Below are 20,669 nucleotides of genomic sequence, written 5' to 3'. Positions count from 1 at the left end.
GCAAGGTTACAGACGGGGTTCGACTCGCATCCGCTGAGGGCTGCTCGGCACAGGCGGACGACCGTAACGATCATCGCCGGCACCGCCAAACGGTTGATCGTCCTCGGGCTCATCGGCACGGGCGGCGGCTTTGGTGGCGGCCTCACGTTCCTTGCGGGCGTTGGAGGCGCGTTCGATAGGGAAACGGATCGCCACCAGCACCAGATAGAGGCCGAACGCGATCATGCTGTACATGAACAGATCGGAAATCGCCCGCCAGGCGTTGTTGCCGACCTTGAACAGCAGGTCGAGTGCGGTAATGGCGACAGCCGGTGCGACTTTGTCCTTCACCGGGTCGATGATGGTCGGGCTGAACAGCAGCACGGCCATCGCCAGCCGCAGCGGCTCGCGCAGCCAACGCCACATCCAGCGGGTCAAGCGCATCCACACCAACAGGCAGCCCAAAGCGGCGAAGGCGTAGAGGCCCCAAGCGATCAGATAGTCGTTCTCGGTCATGGTGTCCATGGCAAGGCAGGCAAAGAGGCGCTTATGATAACGGCTTTTCGCCCGTCAGGCTGCATCAATGCCTGACTGTCGGGTGCTATCCAGGTTGCCAAGCCCCTATTCCGTACACTGTTCGAGAGCCCTTCATGCCCCTATCCGCCACCATTCACGACGCTCCGATTGCCCGCAAGGCTGAAGGCTCCGATCCGTATGCCTGGCTGCAAGAGCGCGACACCGAGGCAGTACTCGACTATCTGAAAGCCGAAAACAGCTATCAGGAGGCGCAAACCGCCGACCAGGCCGGATTGCGCGAAACCCTTTTCGAGGAAATCAAGGGGCGGATTCTCGAGACCGATCTGTCCCTGCCCTCGCCGTGGGGACCGTATCTTTACTACACCCGCACCACGGCGGGCGATGAGTACGCCCGGCACTACCGCTGCCCGCGCCCGGCCGATGACAGCCTGACCCTCGACGAAAGCCGCGAACAACTGCTGCTGGACCCCAACGAACTGGCCAAGGGCGGCTTCTTTTCCCTGGGTGCGTTCAGCATCAGCCCGGACCATCAGCGCCTGGCCTACAGCATCGACTCCACGGGCGATGAGATTTACACGCTGTTCGTGAAGGAATTGTCCGATGGTCGTGTCAGTGAACTGGAATTCCAGGACTGCGACGGCAGCATGACCTGGGCCAACGACAGCCTGACGCTGTTCTTCGGCGAGCTGGACGACACCCATCGTCCGCACAAGCTGTATCGCTATCGCCTGGACGGCACGGCGGCCGAAGAAGTGTTCCATGAGCCGGACGGGCGCTTCTTCATGCATTGCTATCGTTCAAGCTCCGAGCAGCAATTGCTGCTGTCCGTGGGCAGCAAGACCACCAGCGAAGCCTGGGTCCTCGACGCCAACCAGCCGCAGCACGCTTTTACCTGCATCGCGCCACGGGTCGAGGATCATGAGTACGACGTCGACCACGGCGTACAAGACGGCCAATGGACCTGGTTCATTCGCAGCAACCGTGACGGCATCAATTTCGCCTTGTACACCGCCGCCGATACCGGAGCCGCGCCCACCGAAGCCGACTGGCAGAACCTGATCCCCCACAGCGACACGGTGATGATCGACGGGATCAGCCTGAACACCGGGGCCATGACCCTGAGCCTGCGGGTTGGCGGCTTGCCGGTCATTGAAGTTCACCCACAAGGCCGGGCGCCATATCGCGTGCAACTGCCGGATGCGGCCTACAGCCTGCATGTGCAAAACAGCCTGGAGTTCGAAAGCGACCGTATTCGCCTGCGCTACGAAGCGTTGAACCGTCCGGCGCAAATCCGTCAGCTTGAACTGGCGACCGGCGAGCAGAAAGTCCTCAAGCAAACCCCGGTGCTCGGCCCGTTCGATGCCGACGCCTACATCAGCCAGCGCCTGTGGGCCACCGCGCCAGACGGCACGCAAGTGCCCATCAGCCTGGTGATCAAACGCGCAGACCTGGGCAAACCCGTGCCGCTGTACCTCTACGGTTATGGTGCTTACGGCGAAAGCCTCGACCCATGGTTTTCCCATGCGCGCCTGAGCCTGTTGGATCGCGGCATGGCGTTTGCCATTGCCCACGTACGTGGCGGCGGCGAACTGGGGGAAGCCTGGTATCGCGCCGGCAAGCAGGAGCACAAGCACAACACCTTCAGCGACTTTATCGCCTGCGCCGAACACCTGATCGCCCAAGGCTTCACCACTGCAGCGCAGTTGGCGATCAGTGGAGGCAGCGCCGGTGGCTTGCTGATCGGCGCGGTGCTCAACCAACGGCCGCAGCTGTTTGGCGCCGCCATCGCCGAAGTGCCGTTCGTCGACGTACTCAACACCATGCTCGATCCTGACCTGCCCTTGACCGTGACGGAGTACGACGAGTGGGGCAACCCTGAAGAACCGGACGTCCATGATCGGATCAAGGCCTACGCCCCGTACGAAAACGTCACCGCGCAAGCTTATCCGGCGACCCTGGTGATCGCTGGCTACAACGACAGCCGCGTGCAGTACTGGGAAGCGGCCAAGTGGGTGGCGAAATTGCGCGCAACCAAGACCGACAGCAATCCCCTGCTGCTCAAGACTAAACTGGGTGCCGGGCATGGCGGGATGAGCGGTCGATACCAGGGATTGCGTGACGTAGCACTCGAATATGCATTTTTGTTCAAGGTTCTAGGCATTGCCTGAGGAACTTGGGCCGACGAACCGGTCTTAATTCCGCACAAGACAGGCCGATACACTGCATATCTCCATAAGAACGGCTCAACCCCGGAACAACAGACACTACAAAAAAGACCGTGACGACATGTCTGAACCAACCTTTCTGAACAACGAAATTCGCGACTGGCTGATGGATTGCGGCCTGTTCAATCAACTGCTGCCGGCGGACTTCGCCGCGGCTTCGGGCTATTTCAGTATCAGCACCATTGCCCAGGGCGAGGAGATTTTCCAGGAGGGTGATGCCGGCAGTTTCATGTGCATCATCCACACCGGTCAGGTGGCGGTGCAAAAAACCAACGCTGACGGGCAGCGAGTCACCATCGCCACGTTACGCAGCGGCCGCTCATTCGGTGAAATGGCCGTGCTGGATGGCGAACGGCGCTCGGCCAGTTGCGTGGCCGCGAGCAACTGCCAGTTGCTCAACCTGGGTAAGGACTCGCTGGAAAAGATGCTCAACGACGCACCGAAAATCGCCGCCAAAATCATCCGCGCCCTCGCCGTGTCCCTCTCCAAACGCTTGCGCATGGCCGACGGCCAACTGCTTTCGCAGCAGGTCTAGCCACCCGGTGACTTGGCTTTCGGCGGATTGGTCTCCAGGCCCGGCACGGGCTGGTCCTTGATCGGCGGGCTCGGCATCTCGATCGGCACCAACGGCGGACCGCTACTGCCGGGGCCGACTCTAGGCAAAGGCGCCGGGGTGATCTGCGGGTACGGTGTAGGCGTCGCGGTACCGGGCGAACCGGGCATCGGCGCGGGGCTGACGGGAATCGATTGCAGCTGTTGAGCCTGCACTGCAGTTATCGAGAGCGCGGCCAGGGCAATGACCGTTAGAATGGTGCGCTTCATCAATGGCTCCGTTGGCCTTGTCGTCATGAACAGGCTACTCCCAACTGCGTCTGTTTGCCCTCCCGAGTTCTGCCAATTTTCTTCAAGTGAGCCCCATGAAACGTTTCGTTCTGCTGGACACCACCCCCATCCCTGAAAACGGCGGCGCCCTGTGCCTGTTCGAATACGGCGAGGATTTTGTCATCAAGATCCAGGGCGGCGACGGCGGACAATTGATGAACACGCGCATGCACGGCTCCGAAGATGCCTTGGCCGAGATCCCGTGCCGCAAAGTCGCCGGCCGACCAGATTCACGAGTGCTCATCGGCGGCCTGGGCATGGGCTTCACCCTCGCTTCGGCGCTCAAGCATCTAGGCAAGACCGCCGAAGTGGTGGTCGCTGAATTAGTGCCTGGCGTCGTGGAATGGAATCGCGGGCCACTCGGCGAGAAAGCCGGAAACCCGCTTCAAGACCCGCGGACCGTTATTCGCATGGAGGACGTGGCCAAAGTCCTGCAGGCCGAGCCCCAAGGCTTCGATGCCATTATGCTCGATGTCGACAACGGCCCCGAAGGCCTGACCCAGAAAGCCAACAGCTGGCTGTACTCCGCCGGCGGCCTGAGCGCCTGCGCCAAGGCCCTGAGACCAAAAGGCGTGCTGGCCGTGTGGTCGGCCAGCGCTGACCGGCAATTTTCCGACAAACTGAAAAAAGCGGGTTTCAAGGCCGAGGAAGTACAGGTCTTCGCCCACGGCAACAAGGGCACCCGCCACACCATCTGGATTGCCGAGAAGCTCAAGGGCTAGGCTAAACTTCACCCTATAACCGTCATTAGTCTTTCTACAAAGGTGAACCCATGAGTTCGTCCACCCCGACCAACACTTCGAAGCTGGATCGCATCCTCGCCGACAACCAGCGCGACAAGGAAATGGGCTACCGCGACAAGGCCCTGAAGATGTACCCGCACGTCTGTGGCCGTTGCGCCCGTGAATTCTCCGGCAAGCGCCTGAGCGAACTGACCGTGCACCACCGCGACCACAACCACGACAACAACCCGCAGGACGGCTCGAACTGGGAGCTGTTGTGCCTGTACTGCCACGATAACGAGCACTCGCGTTATACCGACCAGCAGTATTTCGACGAAGGCTCGCTGAGCACGCCGAAAATCGCGAAGGCCACGCACAACCCGTTTGCGGCGTTGGCGGGGTTGATGAAGAAAGAAGACTGAAGTTCTTCGGTACCTGAACTGGCCTCCTCGCGAGCAAGCCCGCTCCCACATTGAATCGCGTCCGTCCGGACACCTCGGTCAACTGTGGGAGCGGGCTTGCTCGCGAAGACGGACGTCCACTCGCCACCAATCTCAAACCGAACACCCCCGCCCCAATCCCCGTATAATCGCGCTTTTTCCCCAAAGGCACCCCGCTCGTGGCAGACAAACGGTACAGCTGCATTGGTTTGTATAACCCCAAATCACCGGAGAACGTCGGTTCGGTGATGCGCGCCGCTGGCTGTTATGGCGTGGCGTCGGTGTTCTACACCGGCAAGCGCTATGAGCGCGCGGCCGACTTCGTCACCGATACCAAGCGCGTGCACTACGACATCCCGCTGATCGGCATCGACGACCTGAAGAAAATCCTGCCCCTCAACTGTGTGCCCGTCGCCGTGGAACTGGTCGAAGGCGCCCGCCCGTTGCCGGAATATACCCACCCGGATCGCGCGCTCTACATCTTCGGCCCGGAAGACGGATCGCTGGATAAAGAGATTCGCGACTGGTGCGAAGACGTGGTCTACATTCCGACCACCGGTTGCATGAACCTGGCCGCCACGGTCAACGTCGTGCTCTACGACCGCATGTCCAAGGGGCTCAATACCCGCTCCGGGCCAAAATTCCGCTAATCGCCGCACATCCGATTGAACGAGCTGCCCGCCCCGGCTGTCAGCTTGACTATCGATCCCTGAAGCCTGGAGACAGACCATGAGCGAACTCAAACGCGTCGAGCGTATCGAATCCACCCCGTTCCAGAGCCCTTCCGAGCAGAATGTGCAGGGCTGGGAGCGCATCGGTTCCCTGGCCGGTGGCGTGGTGATGGTGGGCAAGGGGCTGCGACGTGGCGGGATCTTCGGCCTGATCCAGGTAGCCATCGGCGGCGTGGCCCTGGCCCGTGGCATTACCGGCCACAGCTCGGCGAAAAGCCTGCTGGAAAAGGGCCGCCAGGACATGAACAACGTGCGGGCGAAAATCCAGCGGGCGGGGGAAGAACTGAGCCAGTTGAAGGCCAATGCCGAGGCGGCGACCAAAACCGCCACCGTTACCGGCAATGATTCGTTGAAGTCGCCCAAAGCCGGGGTTTGATCAGGCTTGTCCGGCCGGGCTGATGGCCCTATCGTCGGAACGCCGCCCGGAGCAAGCTCGCTCCCCCAGGATTATGTGGCGTTCACAACATTTGTGTTCACCTCCAATCACTGTGGGAGCGAGCTTGCTCGCGATGACGGACTCACTGAATCAACTCGGTATTCAGTACCTTTGAAGAACCACCGATCACGCTCTCGCTGAGCTGAACAAACGCCTGGGTATCGATAACCCCCTGCCGCATCGCCCCGCGCAGCACATCATCCAGCGACCGCTTGTTGTGGGTTTTCAGGCGAATCTCACGATCCAGCTCCTGCAGCAACACCACCGCCCTGGTCACCTGAACAGTAGTGATCTGATCTCCACGCAGCGTGGTGACTTTCTGGCTGCTCCCGACCAGTTTGCCGTGCAGGCTCTCGTAGCGCTCATCGCTCATGCCGCCGGCCCGGCGCATCAGTTCGATGGCGTAATACTCGGCAAAGCCTTCGCTGATCCAGTCACTGCGCTGGGTGCCTTTGATCCGCCCGAACATCTGGGCCAATTCGCGGACCAGGGCACTGGTGCCGCTTTCGCTGACCAATGGCAGACGGCTGTTGAGGTAGATCGACTCGTGCGCCGACTGGCTGCCGCGCCACATTGGGTCATTGGCCCCGACGATCAGCAGTTTGCCCGGGTGTCGCGGATACAGCGCCTGCACTTGCGGCCAGACGAAGGTCAGCAGCGTCAGCACATCCATACGGCGCATGCCCTGCCCCAGCGGCGAGGCGACGGTGACCTCGGTCTCGCCCAGACGGGTACGGCGGCTGCCGAGCTGGCCAGCGAGCATCCAGCCCGTGGGCCGGTCGAACAGTCGGGAGGGGTTGTCGATACGGAATTTATTCGGGCCGATTCGTGGCCACGCAGTTTCAATGCTTTTCCAGCCACCGGGCAGCTCGAACTCCAGGCGTGCAACCAGTTCGATGCCGTCCTGTTGATCGAGTCTGGCAGCCGGCACCAGATCGTCGCCGCGCATCAACGCCCAGTTTGGCGTCATGCGCGTGTCAAAGCTGCCGTTCTTGCGCCCGTGGCTGATGTTCACGCGGTAGGTCAGGCTGGCCTTGTCGGCAGCCGGATGCCACACACCGCGCGCCGCTTTGCCGGGGGTCATCTGCCATTGGCCGTCAGCCTTGAAATCGCTGTAGTGGCTGCCATCGCCGAGGTTGAAATCCAGGCTGCGTACCGCCGTGCCCTGGGCGAGCGTCAGGCGCACTTCGGCCTGATCGCTCTGGGGCAGCAGGTGCACGTGGTAATCCAGATTGACCTTGTTCGCAGCCCATACGGGCGAATTCACGGCCAGTAATCCAACGACCCACGCCTGCCGCCATCCCACAGCCATACACACTCCTTCGTGAAACGTTGAACCTCAGGCAGTCAGCCTGCGCGGAAAATCAGGTAATCTTCCCAGTCATCCTCCGGCACGCTGCCTTCGGCGAGCATGCGCCCGGACTGGGAAATCCGCTCGTGATGAACGGCATCGCGATCACCACACACAAGGTGATGCCACAACGGCAGGTCCTTGCCTTCACTGACCAGGCGATAGCCGCAGGTCGGCGGCAGCCATTTGAATTCGTCGGCCTTGCCCGGCGTGAGCTGGATACAGTCCGGCACGGAGTCACGACGGTTAGGATAGTCCTTGCACTGACAGGTTTTCAGATCCAGCAACTTGCAGGCGATGCGCGTGTAATAGACGCTGTTGTCGTCTTCGTCTTCAAGCTTTTGCAGGCAGCACAATCCACAGCCGTCGCACAGCGACTCCCATTCCTCTTGATCGAGTTGATCGAGGGTCTTGCGTATCCAGAACGGTTCTACTTTGGCGGCCATGGTTCGAGTATCGACATCAGGTGGTGAAAAGGCCGCCAGTCTAGTGCCCGTAGCCCCTTGGGCCAAGCATTGGCGACTGTCGGTAGAACGGGCTTGTCAGTTTTTGCGCCGCCAAGTAGGGTTTTGCGTTGCTCCCACTTTCAAACGTAGCCAGGAATCTCTTGATGAGTGCCAACCCACGCGTTGCCGATTACGCCATTCACCCTCAGTTCACCGAGCGCTGGTCGCCCCGTGCCTTCACTGGCGAAACGATTCCAGAGCAAACCCTGCTGAGCTTCTTCGAAGCCGCCCGCTGGGCACCCTCGGCCTACAACTCGCAACCCTGGCGTTTCCTTTACGCACGTCGCGACACGCCGAACTGGGAGCGTTACCTGGGCCTGCTGAACGAATTCAACCGCAGCTGGGCTCAACATGCGTCGGCCCTGGTGATCGTGATTTCGAAAACCACCTTCACCGCGCCTGGCGCCACCGAAGAAACCCCGGCCCTGTGGCACACCTTCGACACCGGTTCCGCCTGGGGCCACCTGGCCTTGCAAGCGAGCCTGAGCGGCTGGCACACCCACGGCATGGCCGGCTTCGACCAGGAGCTGACCCGCAAAGAGCTGAACATTCCTGAAGGCTACGCCCTGCACGCGGCCGTCGCGGTGGGCAAGCTGGGGGACAAGGCGAGCCTGGCGGATTACCTGCAAGCCCGTGAAGAGCCAAGCCCGCGTCGTCCGTTGAGTGAGTTGGCGGCTGAAGGTGACTTCACCCTCTAACAGCAAAAGATCGCAGCCTGCGGCAGCTCCTACAGGTGTACACATAACCCTGTAGGAGCTGCCGCAGGCTGCGATCTTTTTTCGTTGCGCCTTAGTACCCGCGATCGAAATCCACTTCCCCGCGCAATGCCTCTCCCGCCTGATACGCCCGCAGGTTTTCGACAAACAGCTTCACCATCATCGACGGCGAAGTCGGTGCCGAGCTGTGGCCGGTCAGCAACAGGCCCCAGGCCGTCCAGAACGGATGACGCTGGGGCAAGGGCTCCTGACGGCACACGTCGATCACTGCGCCCGCCAGATGACCTTCCTTCAAGGCTTCCACCAGATCCGCATCGACCACCGCCACACCGCGTCCGGCGTTGATGAACAACCCGGTCGGTTTGAATTGCTTGAACAGCGCCGCGTCGTAGATATCGTGGGTTTCCACGGTGTTCGGCAGCAAATTGACCACGTAATCGACTTCGCCGACCAGCCGCGGCAGATCCGCCAGTGAACCGACCTCGATAAACGGTGCCTGCTCCCGCGCCGTGCTGGCAACGCCATACAACTCGACGCCGAACGGCACGAGGAACTGCGCGACACTTTGACCGATATCACCGGTGCCGACGATCAACACCTTGCGTCCCGCCAGGCTCTGGACCTGGCGACTGTCCCACTTGCGCTCGACCTGGCTGACCAGTCGCGCCAGTACTTCACGTTCGTGACCAAGCATATACGTGAGCACGTACTCGGCCATGACCTGGCCGAAGATTCCGACCGCACGGGTCAGCCGATAGTCCCTCGGCAAACCATCGGCCAGCAGCGGCGTGATGCCGGCCCAGGTCGATTGCAGCCATTGCGGTTGATGGCCCTGGCGCAACAGGGTCGCCAGCAAATCAGGCTGGCCGAGCCACACCGGGCAATCGGCGGCCTGGCTGGCCAGTTCGGCGGAATCACCGCTGGTCAGCACCTCCAGATCCGGTGCCGCCTCGCGCAACAGTTGGGCGTACACGGGGTGGTCGTGTTCAGCAATCAGGACGCGCATGCTTCAAACCTTTCAAAAACGGTGCAGACGGCCGCCGACGGAGCAAGTGCTCCGCCGATGCTGCCAATCGCTAAAATCAATCAGTGTTTCATAACCACGCTGAACAGAGTCTGTCTGCCGCTCACATCGGATCGTTGCGACGCAACAACTCTTCCGGCAGGTGCTCGATATACTCGTCTTCGGCAGGTGGCATTTGCAGGTGATAGCCCTGTTTTTCGAGGTTATCCAGCACGACCGTGATGTCCTCGCGCGACAGTTTGCGCTCGGGGCTCAGCACCAGGTCGAACGCGTGGATGGCCTTGCCGAAGGCTGCCATCAGGGACTCCGGCACGCGCTCCAGAGCATCGCTCTTGAGCACATACAGGTACATTTCGTTTCTCTTCGAGCTGCGATAGATGGAACAAATACGTTTCAAGGCTGTTCTCCGGCGGTGGCCAGGCTGTCGAGCAGCGCCTGGCCCATCAATTCGCGGCGCCAGCCACGCAGCGAATCAGGCAATTGGTAGGGACCATTGGGGAAGCCACTTTTAAGCAGCGCTTCCAGGGTTTTCTTGCGCAGCATCAGTTCCGGCGCGATGTTCAGGCGCTCGGCTTCGGCCTGGCCTATGGCCTTCATTTGTTTGAGCAACGCAGCAGCATCCACCGGCAACGGCTCCGGCACGGCTGGCGGCCATTGATCAGGCGACACACTGCCAGAGCGCTTGATCAGATCAAGCAGAAACTCGCCGTCCTGACGCACGGTACGCGGGTGCATGTCTTCGATTTTCGCCAGGGCGCCGAGGTTATCCGGTTGCGTACGCGCCAGCGGCCACAACGAATGCTCGCGGATAATCCGGTTGCGCGGCAGATCGCGGACCCGGGCTTCCTTTTCGCGCCAGGCGCAGAGCTCACGCAAAACGGCGAGTTGGGCGCGGGACAGCTTCCAGGCCAGCTTGGCATCGCGATAGACCTCATACGGGTCGATCTCGCGGCGCAGGTTGGCCACCAGTTCGGCGCCGTCTTCCAGGACCCAGGCGTATTTCTCGTCAGACAACTTTGGACGCAGCTTTACGAAAACTTCAGCCAAATGCACGGCGTCTTCGGCGGCATAGCTGATCTGGGTTTCGGAAAGCGGACGTTGCAGCCAGTCGGAACGGGTTTCACCCTTGGGCAGGTCGATGCCGAGCACCTCCTGCACCAATCGCGAATAGCCCATGGAAAAACCGAGGTTCAGGTAAGCGGCAGCCAGCTGCGTATCGAACAGCGGCGCCGGCAGGCTGCCGGTCAGGCGTAGCAGGACTTCGAGGTCTTCGCTGCACGCGTGGACAACCTTGAGCACCGCCGGGTTTTCCAGCAACGCGGCCAATGGCTGCCAGTTGTCGATGGTCAGCGGGTCGATCAGATAGGCGCGAACGCCATCACCGATCTGCAGCAGGCCGGCGATTGGGTAGAAGGTGTCGACCCGCATGAATTCGGTGTCGAGGGCAACGAATGGCAACTGCTGCCACTCGGCGCACAACCGTCCGAGGCTATCGTTGTCGCGAATCCAGTGAATATCGATGGCCACACGGCTCTCCCTTGAAGAATGGCGCGCAGTATATATCGCCCCCGGCGATTTCCGCGCATCCACTGAACAAGAGCGTTAGCGAAAATTACTGCGTGACATAAAGAATAGTCCTACAAAGCCGAGCTAGCTGGTCTTACCCAGCACGTAGACCCGCATGCGCGCGCATCCGGGGAAAAAGTCCTGATGGCTGAGCAAACGGAAACCCGCCTGCCTGAACTCGCTTTCCACCTCGGTCTTGCTCGGTAACGGCCCTTCCACACCCGAACGCGCGCCCTTGAAAAGACCGTCGAGGCGCACCGCGACAATCACCGTATCGCGACTGACCCGGTAAAACTCGCCCAGCATCGCCAGACGATGTTGCGGGTTATGGAGGTGCTGGAACAGTTGCATGCAAAAAATGCAGTCAACCGCGTTCTCCGACAAGCCAATCGAGAACGCGGAGCTTTGGAAGGTCTTGACCCGCTTCAACAGGCTCTGCGAATGATGTGTCCGGGCATGATCGAGGATGTCCTGGGACGGATCCGTCGCGAGGATCACCCGATTCGCGTGCTCGGCCAGCACTGGCCAAAAACGCCCCACACCACAAGCCACATCAAGGATCAAGCCAGGCTCGCCAGCGACCTTGAGTGCATTGTGCACCAGGCGCTCCTCACGCCAGAGCGCCAGACGGCCGCCCAGATCCGGTGCTTGCGGCCGGAGGCAGACGCGCGCGTGCTCCTGGTCGTAGCGCCGGGCGATCTCAAGCTCGATGGCGGATGGGGGCTGAGCGGACATGTGCAATGGCTCTTGGTAAAAGTTCTACTGACCGCAGGTCGGCGGCCGCCGCGAGAAACAGAATGGGAGTGCTCAATCCTTGGCCAACACGCCGTCGGTCACTGGACCACGACATCCTGCAAACATGTCCAGATCCTGGTTGTAGACCTTGCTGTTGACCTCCAGCAGCCCAAGCATCGAATGGAACAGGTTGTCCTGGCTCAGGGATTTTTCACGGCTCTGTTGCAAGCAGCGGGTATCTACCGCAAACGATTTTTTATAGCTGTCGGAGAACCAGGCAAACATGGCTACATGCTTTTGCTGCTCCGGTGCCAGCATGTAAGGCGTGCCGTGGAGGAACAAGTTGTACTCACCCAGGGACTCGCCGTGGTCCGACAGATACAGCATCGCGGTATCCACTTTGTCCTGGTTGTTGCGCAGCAGATCAATCAAGGTCGACAGCACATGGTCGGTATAGACCAGGGTGTTGTCGTAGCCGTTGACGATACTTTCGCGACTGCAATTGTTCAGGGCATTACTCTCGCAAACCGGGGTGAAGCGCTCGAACTCTTTCGGGTAACGCTTGAAGTACTCCGGACCGTGGCTGCCCATCTGGTGCAATACCAGTACCGTGTCCTTGTCCAGGGTATCGATGAAATGCTGCAGCCCTTGCAGCAGGATTTCGTCGCGGCATTCACTGTTGGCGCACAGCGCCGGATCTTTCAGACTGCTGACGTCCTGAAGGGTGACGCGATCGCACGTACCTTTGCAGCCAGACTGGTTGTCACGCCAGATCACGTCGATACCCGCGTGCTTGAGCACGTCCAGCAGACCTTCTTCGTTCTTTGCCTTGCTGGCGTTGTAGTCCTTGCGCCCCATGTTGGAGAACATGCAAGGCACCGATACGGCGGTTTCAGTACCGCAGGAATGCACGTCGGTGAAAGCGATCAGGCCATCTTCCTTACTCAGTTTCGGAGTGGTGTCACGGTTGTAGCCAAGGATGCCGAAGTTTTCCGCCCGGGCACTTTCACCCACGACAAGCACCGTCAGGGATTTGCGCCCGTGAGTTTGCCAGACCGGATTGCGCCGGGCATCTTCACCGAGCTTCACAAAAGGTTGATGTGCAGACGCGACCTGCTCACGCAAGAAACCAGCCGAGGCACCAATGTAGTTGCTTGGCACCACCATCAGGCGCAACTCGTGGTGATTGCGAAACAGCGAAGACAGGCCTTGATAGTTAACCAGTGCAACACCACCAATGACCGCTGCCGAGGCAAACGCCACCAGAACTTTACTGAGTAGTTCACGGTGCCAACGACGATAATTAATCGGCATCTTCCACAACAGCCAGGACGGTAAAACGCCGAGCAGAAAAATATAAACAAATAATTTGAGCGACAGTAAGTCACGCACTTCCGTGGCATTGGTTTCAGCGAAGTTACGCAACATGCCGGTGTCGATCAGAACACCATACTGGCTCATGAAATACGCCGCGCCAGCGCTGGTCATGAACAGCAGGGTCAGGACCGGCTTGAGCAGCGGCCGGAATGCCAGCAGGGTCAGCACAATGTTGAAAGCCGCAAAGATCATCACCCCGAAGGCCACGCGCATGACGATGCCTTTGCCATCGGACGCGGTGATTTCGAACAGGTGTTGCCAGAGTACATAATTGAAGCCAACTAACAAAAATGCACTGGCAATCAGCGTCACCCATTCGGGGCGCACGGATTTAATCTTAAGCATGAGTTTCGGCGGGTCCTGAAAAAAGGTGTCTTCGGCAAATGTGAAAATTTCATTTACCGAGACAGCCCTGATTTTAGGTAGCCAACCATCAATTTTTTGTGAAAAATAAGCCAACAATTAGTTGGCTTATTTATCCCGCCTTACACTTACAGAGCATTTGAGAATGGTTCAGCCCTGATTCAGATCCGACTCAGGCCTGGTGCAAATACCAGCGCCAGTCCTGCTCACCGACCTCCCCCATGAATTGACGATATTCAGCGCGCTTCACCGCAAGGTAGACGCCGAGGAATTCGCCGCCGAAGGCTTCCCTGGCCCAACTTGAACCCTCCAGCGATCGCAAGGTGGTCAGCCAGTCTGTCGGCAACAGTTTCGCAGCCTGGGCATAGCCATTGCCTTCCACCGGCGCACCGGGATCGAGCTGTTCGCGGATACCGCGATGAATACCGGCCAGAATCGCTGCAGCCGCCAGATAGGGATTGGCATCTGCGCCACAGATTCGGTGTTCGATGTGCCGGGAATACGCCGGCCCGCCAGGTACGCGCAGGCTCACGGTGCGATTGTCCACGCCCCAGGTGGCCGCCAGGGGCGCATAGCTATTGGCCTGGAATCGACGGTATGAGTTGGCGTTGGGGCAGAACAGCAACAGCGAATCGAGCAAGGTACTGAGCATGCCGGCGACGGCCTGCTTGAGCAGTGGCGTTCCATCCGGGGCCTGGCTGGCGAAGAGGTTGTTACCGTCCTTGTCCGCCAGGCTCACGTGCATGTGCATCCCGGTGCCGGCCAGGTCATCGAAAGGCTTGGCCATGAAGCAGGCTGTCATGCCGTGCTTGTGCGCCACCCCCTTGACCAGACGCTTGTAGCGCACCGCCTCATCCATCGCCTGTAGCGCGTCGGAGCGGTGCTCAAGGGTGATTTCCACTTGCCCCGGCGCGTATTCGGAAATGGCCGTGCGCGCCGGAATCCCCTGGAGCTTGCAGGCGCTGTAGAGATCGGCCAGGAATGGTTCGATCTGTTCAAGCTCGCGCAACCCATAGACCTGGGTACCGTGCGGACGCCCGCCATCGACATCCCGTGCCGGTTGAGGTCGGCCATTGCTGTCGCGTTGCTGATCGAGCAGGTAGAACTCCAGTTCCGCTGCCATGACCGGGTAATAACCGTCGGCCTGCAAACCCTCGATGACTTTGGCCAGCAAATGACGGGGATCGGCAATGGTGGCGGGCATTCCCTCCGTCGGGTGCATGCTGACCTGCACGGCTGCGGTTGGTATCAGACGCCACGGCATGCGCGTGAGGCTGCCGCTGATCGGGTAGGCCCGGCAGTCGATATCACCGACGTCCCAGACCAGCCCGGAGTTTTCCACGTCGTCGCCGTTGATGGTCAAGCCGAGGATGGTGCTCGGCAATGGCCGCCCGCTTTCATACACCGCCAGCAACTCGTCACGATGGAGCAACTTGCCCCGTGGCACACCGTTGTTGTCGAGGATGAACAGCTCGAACATTTCAATGTCCGGGTTCTGCTCCAGAAAGGTCAGGGCTTCTTGTCGGGTGGCAAACGAGGTCGTGGCACAACTCATGGGAACTCTCTTTTTCCGTGTCAGACGGGCACCCAAAAGCACCCGCACGTTAATCCCGCCATCGAGCGGAATATGTAGGAACAATCAGCGGAAAAAGCAGGAATCCGGCGGGCGCGCATGGCGGCAATGCCACAGCGCCCAGAAAGCCAGTTCAGACGGAAGTGCAGAGAGATTTGGCGCGGTGGCGGGCGTGAATCGACGACCAAGGCTCGACGCCCGAGCGTCGATGGATGCCTTGAGGTGGATTGCGACTGGCCAACCGTCCATAGAGAGAACCGCAGAAAACAGATGACCCGCAGCGTCACACGACAGCTTAAGTCGTTAAATCAGGATTTGAAGAACCTTGGATATCGTCTGGCTAAACATTTGGCTGCGACATGTATTTAATTTCTAAATACTTCGCCGGAATTTCTGATTTGCCGCCTCCAGGCCACGCGCGCCTAATCGGAACCCTATTGTTCTAGGTCCGATCATGGAAAACACCCGAGCCACTTCCCGCCCTGCCCTCTGGCTCATGTTCAGCATTGTCCTGGTTGCCCTGAACCTGCGCCCTTCCATGGCGGCTGTCGGGCCTCTGCTGTCGGCGATTCGCGACGACATTGCGCTGAGCTTCAGCCAGGCTTCACTGCTGACCATGTTGCCGGTGACGGCCATGGGACTGGCGATGTTTGTAGGCCTGCGCGTCAGCCAGCGATTCGGCGAGCAGCGCACGGTGGTGTTCTCGTTGCTGATCATCGGTGCGGCCGCATTTTCGCGGTTGTTCCTTGATTCAGCCGCGCAGTTGCTCCTCAGCGCAGTGCTGGCAGGTATCGGGATCGCCTTGATCCAGGCCCTGATGCCGGCGCTGATCAAATCCCGCTTCAGCGACCACGTTGCCCTGTGCATGGGACTCTACGTCACGTCGATCATGGGCGGTGCCGCCATGGGTGCTTCCTTTGCGCCGCTGGTGATGGAGCGTACCGGCAGCTGGCGTATGGGCCTGGCGATCTGGGCCGTTCTCGCCGTGCTGGCGTTGCTCTTCTGGCGTAGCCAAAGCGCGGGGATGCCGACACTGGACTCGAGGGCATGCAGTAAAGGTTCGTACTTCGCCAATTCCCGCGCGTGGTTACTCGCTATTTTCTTCGGCCTGGGCACTGCGTCCTACACCTGTGTTCTGGCCTGGCTGGCGCCGTACTACGTGGAAAAGGGCTGGAGCGAACAGCATGCCGGATTGCTGCTCGGGTTTCTGACTGCCATGGAAGTGCTGTCGGGCCTGCTGACGCCCGTCATCGCCAACCGCAGCCGCGACCGCCGCGTCGTGCTGATGGTGCTGCTGACACTGATCATCGCCGGTTTCTGCGGACTGATTCTGAGCCCACGGCATTTGAGCCTGATATGGCCATGCCTGCTGGGGCTGGGCATTGGCGGCCTGTTCCCGATGAGCCTGATCGTATCGCTGGATCACCTGGACAATCCCGTGCGTGCCGGTGGCCTGACGGCATTCGTGCAAGGCATCGGCTACTTGATCGCCGGCCTGTCGCCGTTGCTGGCGGGGATCATCCGCGACCGGCTCGGCAGTTTTGAATGGGCCTGGTGGTCGCTGACGGCGGTCATGGCGCTGATGATGCTGATGGTTTTGCGCTTCAACCCAAGGCACTACAGTCGCCACATCCATTGATCCGGAGCCTGCCATGAAAACCACCGGTTTTGCCGGCGCTCATGCCAGCATGCTGCTTTGGGCCTTGTTGATCGCCGCATCGTTTTCCGCGGCGGCGCAAGTCAGCCAGGCCATCGACCCGATCCTGCTGACCGGTTTGCGCCTGCTGTTTTGCGCCTTGGTGTTTCTGCCACTGTTACTGCTCAAAAGCGATGCCGTCATGACCGCCCGCGCGCTGTTCGGTCACGCGGTGCTCGGCCTGCTGCTGGCGCTGTACTTCGGTTCGCTGTTCGAAGCACTGCGCTACACCTCGGCCGTCAATACCGGGACGATGTTCACGCTGGTACCACTGATGACCCTGGGTTTCGAAGCCGTGTTGGCACCTGACAGCCGTCTGAAACGACGGATTGTGCCGATGCTGCTCGCCGCCGCTGGGGCAGTTTTGTTGATCATGAAAGGCACCGGCCCCAGCGAGTTGCCATCGCCCTATGCATTGACGGTGTACGGCATCGGCTGCCTGGCGATGGCGCTCTATGCCCCCCTCAGCCAGCGCCTGAAAGCCGATAGCCTCAAGGGACGCGGGCCGGTGCCCTTGACGTTCTGGAACATGCTGTTCGGTGCGCTGTTTCTGCTGGTGTTCTGTGGATTGAGTGGCGGTTGGCGCTCGGCATCACTACTGACGCTCAACGATTTCTATTGGCTGATGTACCTGGCGGTGTTCGCCACTCTGGCGACGTTCTGGCTACTGCACCGGGCCATCGGCGTGATCGCACCGTCCTCGGTAATTTCCTACATCTACGTGAGTACGCTGTTCATCACCTTGTTTCACTGGCTATGGGGCCGCCAGATGCCGCTGCCGCTGGAAATGGCCGGCGCGGTGCTGGTGGGTCTCGGCATGTTCGCGCTGTTGATGTCCAGCCGCCGCGCCGTGTCGGCGATGGTCCAGGGCTGACAGGGTCTTGGGCGAAACGTCCTGCAAGGCGTTTTCCCTGCTCGCTCATTCCGCTAGGATGATTCACCCACCTTGCACACGGTCAGCGCAAGGGACGTAGCGAGACGCCATGGATGCTGAACAGTAATTCGCTTAGAAAACTCGACATGCAGGACCTCATGGTGTTCGTCGCCGTGTATGAGCAGAACAGCGTCACAGCCGTATCCGAGACGCTTTGCGTCAGCCAGTCCACGGTAAGCTACTGCCTGAAAAAAATGCGCACCGGCTTCGAGGACGAACTGTTCATCAATACCCGTACCGATGGCATGCAGCCCACCGGCAAGGCCAGCGCGATGTACCCTCACGTGCTGAAAATCCTCGAAAGCATCAATCTGTGTCACGCAGGCTTACCCACATTCGATCCGGGCCTGCAACCCGTGACCTTCAATATCTGCGCACCGGAATACTTCGAGCAACTGATCCTGCCGCGCCTGTTGAAAACCTTCGACCTCGCCGATCTTCCGGTGATGGTCAATGTGTTCAAACTCCAGGCCGATATCCCAGCCGAAGCGTTGCGCGAAGGCAGCCTCGACCTGGTGATGTGCTTCGGCCCGAACTTTCATCGCAGTCACGTTGACTTCAAATCGCAGACGCTGCTCGACGATGATCTGGTGTGTGTTTTCGACAAGCACGCCACACCGACGGAACCACGCCTGAGCCTGCAAACCTATGTCGAACGTCGACATGTGTTCCCGACACCCTGGACGTCCGCCACCAACATGGTCGACGGCTGGCTCGCGCAGCAGGCACAACAGCGCCAGATCGTCGCACGCGCCAATAGCTACAGTGCAGCGCTGAAGCTGATTACCGGCACCGACTATGCCCTGACCCTGCCCCGGCGCATCCAGCGATTGCTGGCCAGTGCAGACACCTTCAATCACTGTGAAGCGCCCGAAGGCTTGCCGGGTTTCAGCCTCGACATGCAGTGGAACCAAAGTGTCGATCAGGACAGCGCCAACATTTGGCTGCGAGCGCAAATGATCCGGGCCTGCGTCGAGCAGGAAACGGCCTGATACTCAGTTGTTGAGGGCGGTCTTGCTGTAGGAGTCGCGATCGATGTCGAGAATTTCCACGCACAACTGGACCTCAATGCTGCTCGGCCACTCACACAGGCCCTGCACTACCGCCAACAGGCTTTCAGACAGCTGTTTCTTGATCTCTGAGGAACGACCACTCAACAGCGCCAGTTTCACATGCACGAACGCCCGCTCAGCCAGTGCCGTGCCGACCTTGAACGTCTCGACCTTGACCGCGCGGCTCTTGATGTCGAATTCGGTAGCAAACTGACCGGAACCCACCAACGTATTGTTCAACCGCATCAATGCCACATCGGCATTCAGATCAGTCAGGTTGGCGGTGTATTCCATGTGCAGGTGAGGCATGAGTCAGTTCCTGTAAGTGGGTGGAAAGGTCGTACATATAGCACAGCGCCGCCCTGTTCATTCGGGCAGCGGCAAAACGGCACGCTCACTCATGAACGCTTCCAGGCGCGAGCGCAACCAGCGTTCGGCAGGGTCGGTATCGACATGACTGAGCCAGACCATGGACAGGTCCAGGGTGGGTGTCTGGATGGGAAAGGGTTCCTTGAACAGCACTCCCGATGCAGCCATCGCCTCGGCGGTGTAGTCCGGCAGGCTGGCAATCAGGTCTGTCCCGGCAAGCAGGGCCGGCAAAGAACTGTATTGCGGGACCGAGAGCACCACCTGGCGCGTTCGGCCGATGTCCGCCAGCCACTCGTCGGCGTAGCCACTGACGTTGGCGGTATGGGACACCAGCACGTGCGGCCGGGCGCAATATTCATCGAGGGTCAGCGGTGTGTCGGAGGCATCGGCGCGCAAAATGCTGGGCTGGATGTGCCGCAGCAACTTGCGCTTGGCATTGGCCGGCAAGCCACGGGTCTGGCTGATACCCACCGTGATATCGCCGGACGCCAGCAAATCGGGAATCCGCCAGTAATCGACATGCTGCACCACAAATACCACGTTGGGCGCTTCCTGGCGCAGCGCTCGCAGCAATGGCGGCAACAGGCCGAACTCGACATCGTCGGACAACCCGATGCGGAACGACATCGTGCTGCTGGCCGGGTCAAAATCATGGGTCAGGCTCAAGGCCACGGACAACGAATCCAGCGCCGGCGACAGGTGCCTGATGATTTCTTCGGCCCTTGCCGTCGGCTCCATGCGATGGCCAACACGTATGAACAGCGGGTCATTGAACATCGCACGCAAGCGGTTGAGCGCGGAACTGATGGTCGGCTGACCGAGAAACAGCTTCTCCGCCACCCGAGTGACATTGCGCTCGAGCATCAGCGTTTCGAATACCACCATCAGGTTGATATCCGCCTTGCGAAGTTCGTTGCGATTCATCCACTGCCCCCCGATCCCTAAATCTGCAGACAGTTTAGGTAGCGGATGCGACTGCCGTCTATCCGACTCAGGTCCAACAGCCTGACGCAGATTGAAAACGAAGCTGCCCTGAACGAGCAGCTTCATCCTCCTCAAACTAGATTTCCTTGATCGGGGTCTGCTCGCAGGTCCCCTTGATCAAACTGATTGCATGCAGGCAATCGGCCTTGTTGACGTACGCCTCCCCGCTGGCAATCGTTTCATGATTCCCTGCCCTCAACCGCCAACGCCATTGGCCCTTGCCAGTCAGGACAGTGCCGCGGATTTGTCTGTAAATCTCAAAATACATTGCTCGCTCCTTGCGATTGCTGGTGACCGCAGATCGGTGATCTGCGGTCACCAGAGTAAAGGAGGCGCTTCCAGGGCGATTACTTGCAATGTCAGGGGATATTTCGTAAGCGTCCGGCCAAGTCACCTACCGAACTCCAGCATTAAGGGCGATGGTGTCCGCGTATTTTTAAGCGGACGCGATCGCCCTTATCGCCAGGATTT

General features: G+C 59.9%; 23 protein-coding genes. 10 read left to right on the top strand and 13 right to left on the bottom strand.

From position 1 onward, the window contains the following. Window positions 1–6: 6 nt before the first annotated feature. The gene (locus ASD95_RS10105; RefSeq protein ID WP_056721340.1) at window positions 7–504 is read right to left on the bottom strand and encodes a hypothetical protein; all 498 of its coding nucleotides are present in this window, start codon (window positions 502–504) and stop codon (window positions 7–9) included. A 125-nt stretch (window positions 505–629) separates the two neighbouring features. Between ASD95_RS10105 and ASD95_RS10100 the strand changes: the two genes are divergently transcribed. Next, a complete protein-coding gene (locus ASD95_RS10100; RefSeq protein WP_056721338.1) occupies window positions 630–2,684 on the top strand; it encodes a S9 family peptidase in 2,055 nt (684 codons plus the stop codon). Between the two features lie 118 nt (window positions 2,685–2,802). Beyond that, on the top strand, window positions 2,803–3,276 hold the full coding sequence (locus ASD95_RS10095; protein ID WP_056721336.1) for a cyclic nucleotide-binding domain-containing protein: 474 nt from the start codon (window positions 2,803–2,805) through the stop codon (window positions 3,274–3,276). Here the strand turns inward: ASD95_RS10095 and ASD95_RS10090 are convergent. Beyond that, complete coding sequence (locus tag ASD95_RS10090; protein WP_056721335.1) at window positions 3,273–3,563, bottom strand: hypothetical protein; 291 nt, start codon at window positions 3,561–3,563, stop codon at window positions 3,273–3,275. The genes ASD95_RS10095 and ASD95_RS10090 overlap by 4 nt on opposite strands. 95 nt (window positions 3,564–3,658) lie before the next feature. Here ASD95_RS10090 and ASD95_RS10085 point away from each other — a divergent pair, with 95 nt between their 5' ends. From ASD95_RS10085 to ASD95_RS10070, 4 genes are all read left to right on the top strand, one after another. After that, on the top strand, window positions 3,659–4,345 hold the full coding sequence (locus ASD95_RS10085) for a spermidine synthase (protein WP_056721332.1): 687 nt from the start codon (window positions 3,659–3,661) through the stop codon (window positions 4,343–4,345). Between the two features lie 50 nt (window positions 4,346–4,395). Continuing rightward, on the top strand, window positions 4,396–4,767 hold the full coding sequence (locus tag ASD95_RS10080; protein ID WP_007898702.1) for a YajD family HNH nuclease: 372 nt from the start codon (window positions 4,396–4,398) through the stop codon (window positions 4,765–4,767). Window positions 4,768–4,964: 197 nt separating this feature from the next. Continuing rightward, a complete protein-coding gene (locus ASD95_RS10075) occupies window positions 4,965–5,435 on the top strand; it encodes an RNA methyltransferase (RefSeq protein WP_007993783.1) in 471 nt (156 codons plus the stop codon). 79 nt (window positions 5,436–5,514) lie between these two features. Continuing rightward, window positions 5,515–5,892, top strand: a complete 378-nt coding sequence (locus tag ASD95_RS10070) for a YgaP family membrane protein (RefSeq protein ID WP_056721330.1) — start codon at window positions 5,515–5,517, stop codon at window positions 5,890–5,892. A gap of 142 nt (window positions 5,893–6,034) precedes the next feature. Here the strand turns inward: ASD95_RS10070 and ASD95_RS10065 are convergent, their stop codons facing one another. Together ASD95_RS10065 and ASD95_RS10060 are read right to left on the bottom strand one after the other, a co-directional pair. Then, entirely contained in the window at window positions 6,035–7,264 is a 1,230-nt protein-coding gene (locus tag ASD95_RS10065) for a hypothetical protein (RefSeq protein ID WP_056721327.1), read from the bottom strand. 35 nt (window positions 7,265–7,299) lie between these two features. After that, window positions 7,300–7,749 (bottom strand): YcgN family cysteine cluster protein, encoded by a 450-nt coding sequence (locus ASD95_RS10060; RefSeq protein WP_056721325.1) that lies wholly within the window; start codon window positions 7,747–7,749, stop codon window positions 7,300–7,302. A gap of 164 nt (window positions 7,750–7,913) precedes the next feature. Between ASD95_RS10060 and ASD95_RS10055 the strand changes: the two genes are divergently transcribed. Continuing rightward, a complete protein-coding gene (locus tag ASD95_RS10055; protein WP_056721323.1) occupies window positions 7,914–8,507 on the top strand; it encodes a nitroreductase family protein in 594 nt (197 codons plus the stop codon). A 91-nt stretch (window positions 8,508–8,598) separates the two neighbouring features. Here ASD95_RS10055 and ASD95_RS10050 read toward each other — a convergent pair whose 3' ends face one another. The 6 genes from ASD95_RS10050 to ASD95_RS10025 all read right to left on the bottom strand — a co-directional run bounded on the left by ASD95_RS10050 (window position 8,599) and on the right by ASD95_RS10025 (window position 15,145). Further along, the gene (locus ASD95_RS10050; protein ID WP_056721321.1) at window positions 8,599–9,531 is read right to left on the bottom strand and encodes a D-2-hydroxyacid dehydrogenase; all 933 of its coding nucleotides are present in this window, start codon (window positions 9,529–9,531) and stop codon (window positions 8,599–8,601) included. A gap of 121 nt (window positions 9,532–9,652) precedes the next feature. Further along, the gene (locus ASD95_RS10045) at window positions 9,653–9,946 is read right to left on the bottom strand and encodes a YcgL domain-containing protein (RefSeq protein ID WP_056721318.1); all 294 of its coding nucleotides are present in this window, start codon (window positions 9,944–9,946) and stop codon (window positions 9,653–9,655) included. Then, complete coding sequence (gene rnd, locus ASD95_RS10040) at window positions 9,943–11,076, bottom strand: ribonuclease D (protein WP_056721316.1); 1,134 nt, start codon at window positions 11,074–11,076, stop codon at window positions 9,943–9,945. Before rnd ends, ASD95_RS10045 begins: the two co-directional genes overlap by 4 nt. A gap of 123 nt (window positions 11,077–11,199) precedes the next feature. After that, the gene (locus tag ASD95_RS10035) at window positions 11,200–11,850 is read right to left on the bottom strand and encodes a class I SAM-dependent methyltransferase (protein ID WP_056721314.1); all 651 of its coding nucleotides are present in this window, start codon (window positions 11,848–11,850) and stop codon (window positions 11,200–11,202) included. Window positions 11,851–11,922: 72 nt separating this feature from the next. Then, window positions 11,923–13,572 (bottom strand): phosphoethanolamine transferase, encoded by a 1,650-nt coding sequence (locus tag ASD95_RS10030; protein ID WP_056721312.1) that lies wholly within the window; start codon window positions 13,570–13,572, stop codon window positions 11,923–11,925. A 190-nt stretch (window positions 13,573–13,762) separates the two neighbouring features. Then, window positions 13,763–15,145: a glutamine synthetase family protein gene (locus tag ASD95_RS10025; protein WP_056721310.1), complete on the bottom strand. Its 1,383-nt coding sequence runs from the start codon at window positions 15,143–15,145 to the stop codon at window positions 13,763–13,765. Between the two features lie 472 nt (window positions 15,146–15,617). Here ASD95_RS10025 and ASD95_RS10020 point away from each other — a divergent pair, with 472 nt between their 5' ends. From ASD95_RS10020 to ASD95_RS10010, 3 genes are all read left to right on the top strand, one after another. Next, window positions 15,618–16,802 carry a cyanate transporter gene (locus ASD95_RS10020; protein ID WP_056721308.1) on the top strand — a complete coding sequence of 395 codons (1,185 nt, stop codon included), beginning with the start codon at window positions 15,618–15,620 and terminating at the stop codon, window positions 16,800–16,802. 13 nt (window positions 16,803–16,815) lie between these two features. Further along, the gene (locus ASD95_RS10015; RefSeq protein WP_056721307.1) at window positions 16,816–17,733 is read left to right on the top strand and encodes a DMT family transporter; all 918 of its coding nucleotides are present in this window, start codon (window positions 16,816–16,818) and stop codon (window positions 17,731–17,733) included. A gap of 113 nt (window positions 17,734–17,846) precedes the next feature. Continuing rightward, a complete protein-coding gene (locus tag ASD95_RS10010) occupies window positions 17,847–18,785 on the top strand; it encodes a LysR family transcriptional regulator (RefSeq protein WP_056721305.1) in 939 nt (312 codons plus the stop codon). Between the two features lie 3 nt (window positions 18,786–18,788). Here ASD95_RS10010 and ASD95_RS10005 read toward each other — a convergent pair whose 3' ends face one another. The 3 genes from ASD95_RS10005 to ASD95_RS09995 form a co-directional block, all read right to left on the bottom strand. Further along, complete coding sequence (locus ASD95_RS10005; RefSeq protein WP_056721303.1) at window positions 18,789–19,154, bottom strand: 5-carboxymethyl-2-hydroxymuconate Delta-isomerase; 366 nt, start codon at window positions 19,152–19,154, stop codon at window positions 18,789–18,791. 57 nt (window positions 19,155–19,211) lie between these two features. Beyond that, entirely contained in the window at window positions 19,212–20,138 is a 927-nt protein-coding gene (locus tag ASD95_RS10000; protein WP_056721301.1) for a LysR substrate-binding domain-containing protein, read from the bottom strand. A 136-nt stretch (window positions 20,139–20,274) separates the two neighbouring features. Beyond that, a complete protein-coding gene (locus ASD95_RS09995) occupies window positions 20,275–20,466 on the bottom strand; it encodes a YegP family protein (RefSeq protein WP_056721298.1) in 192 nt (63 codons plus the stop codon). Window positions 20,467–20,669 lie beyond the last annotated feature (203 nt).

Source organism: Pseudomonas sp. Root71, from assembly GCF_001429045.1.
Lineage (GTDB): Bacteria > Pseudomonadota > Gammaproteobacteria > Pseudomonadales > Pseudomonadaceae > Aquipseudomonas > Aquipseudomonas monachiensis.
This window is presented reverse-complemented; position numbering and strand designations above follow the sequence as displayed.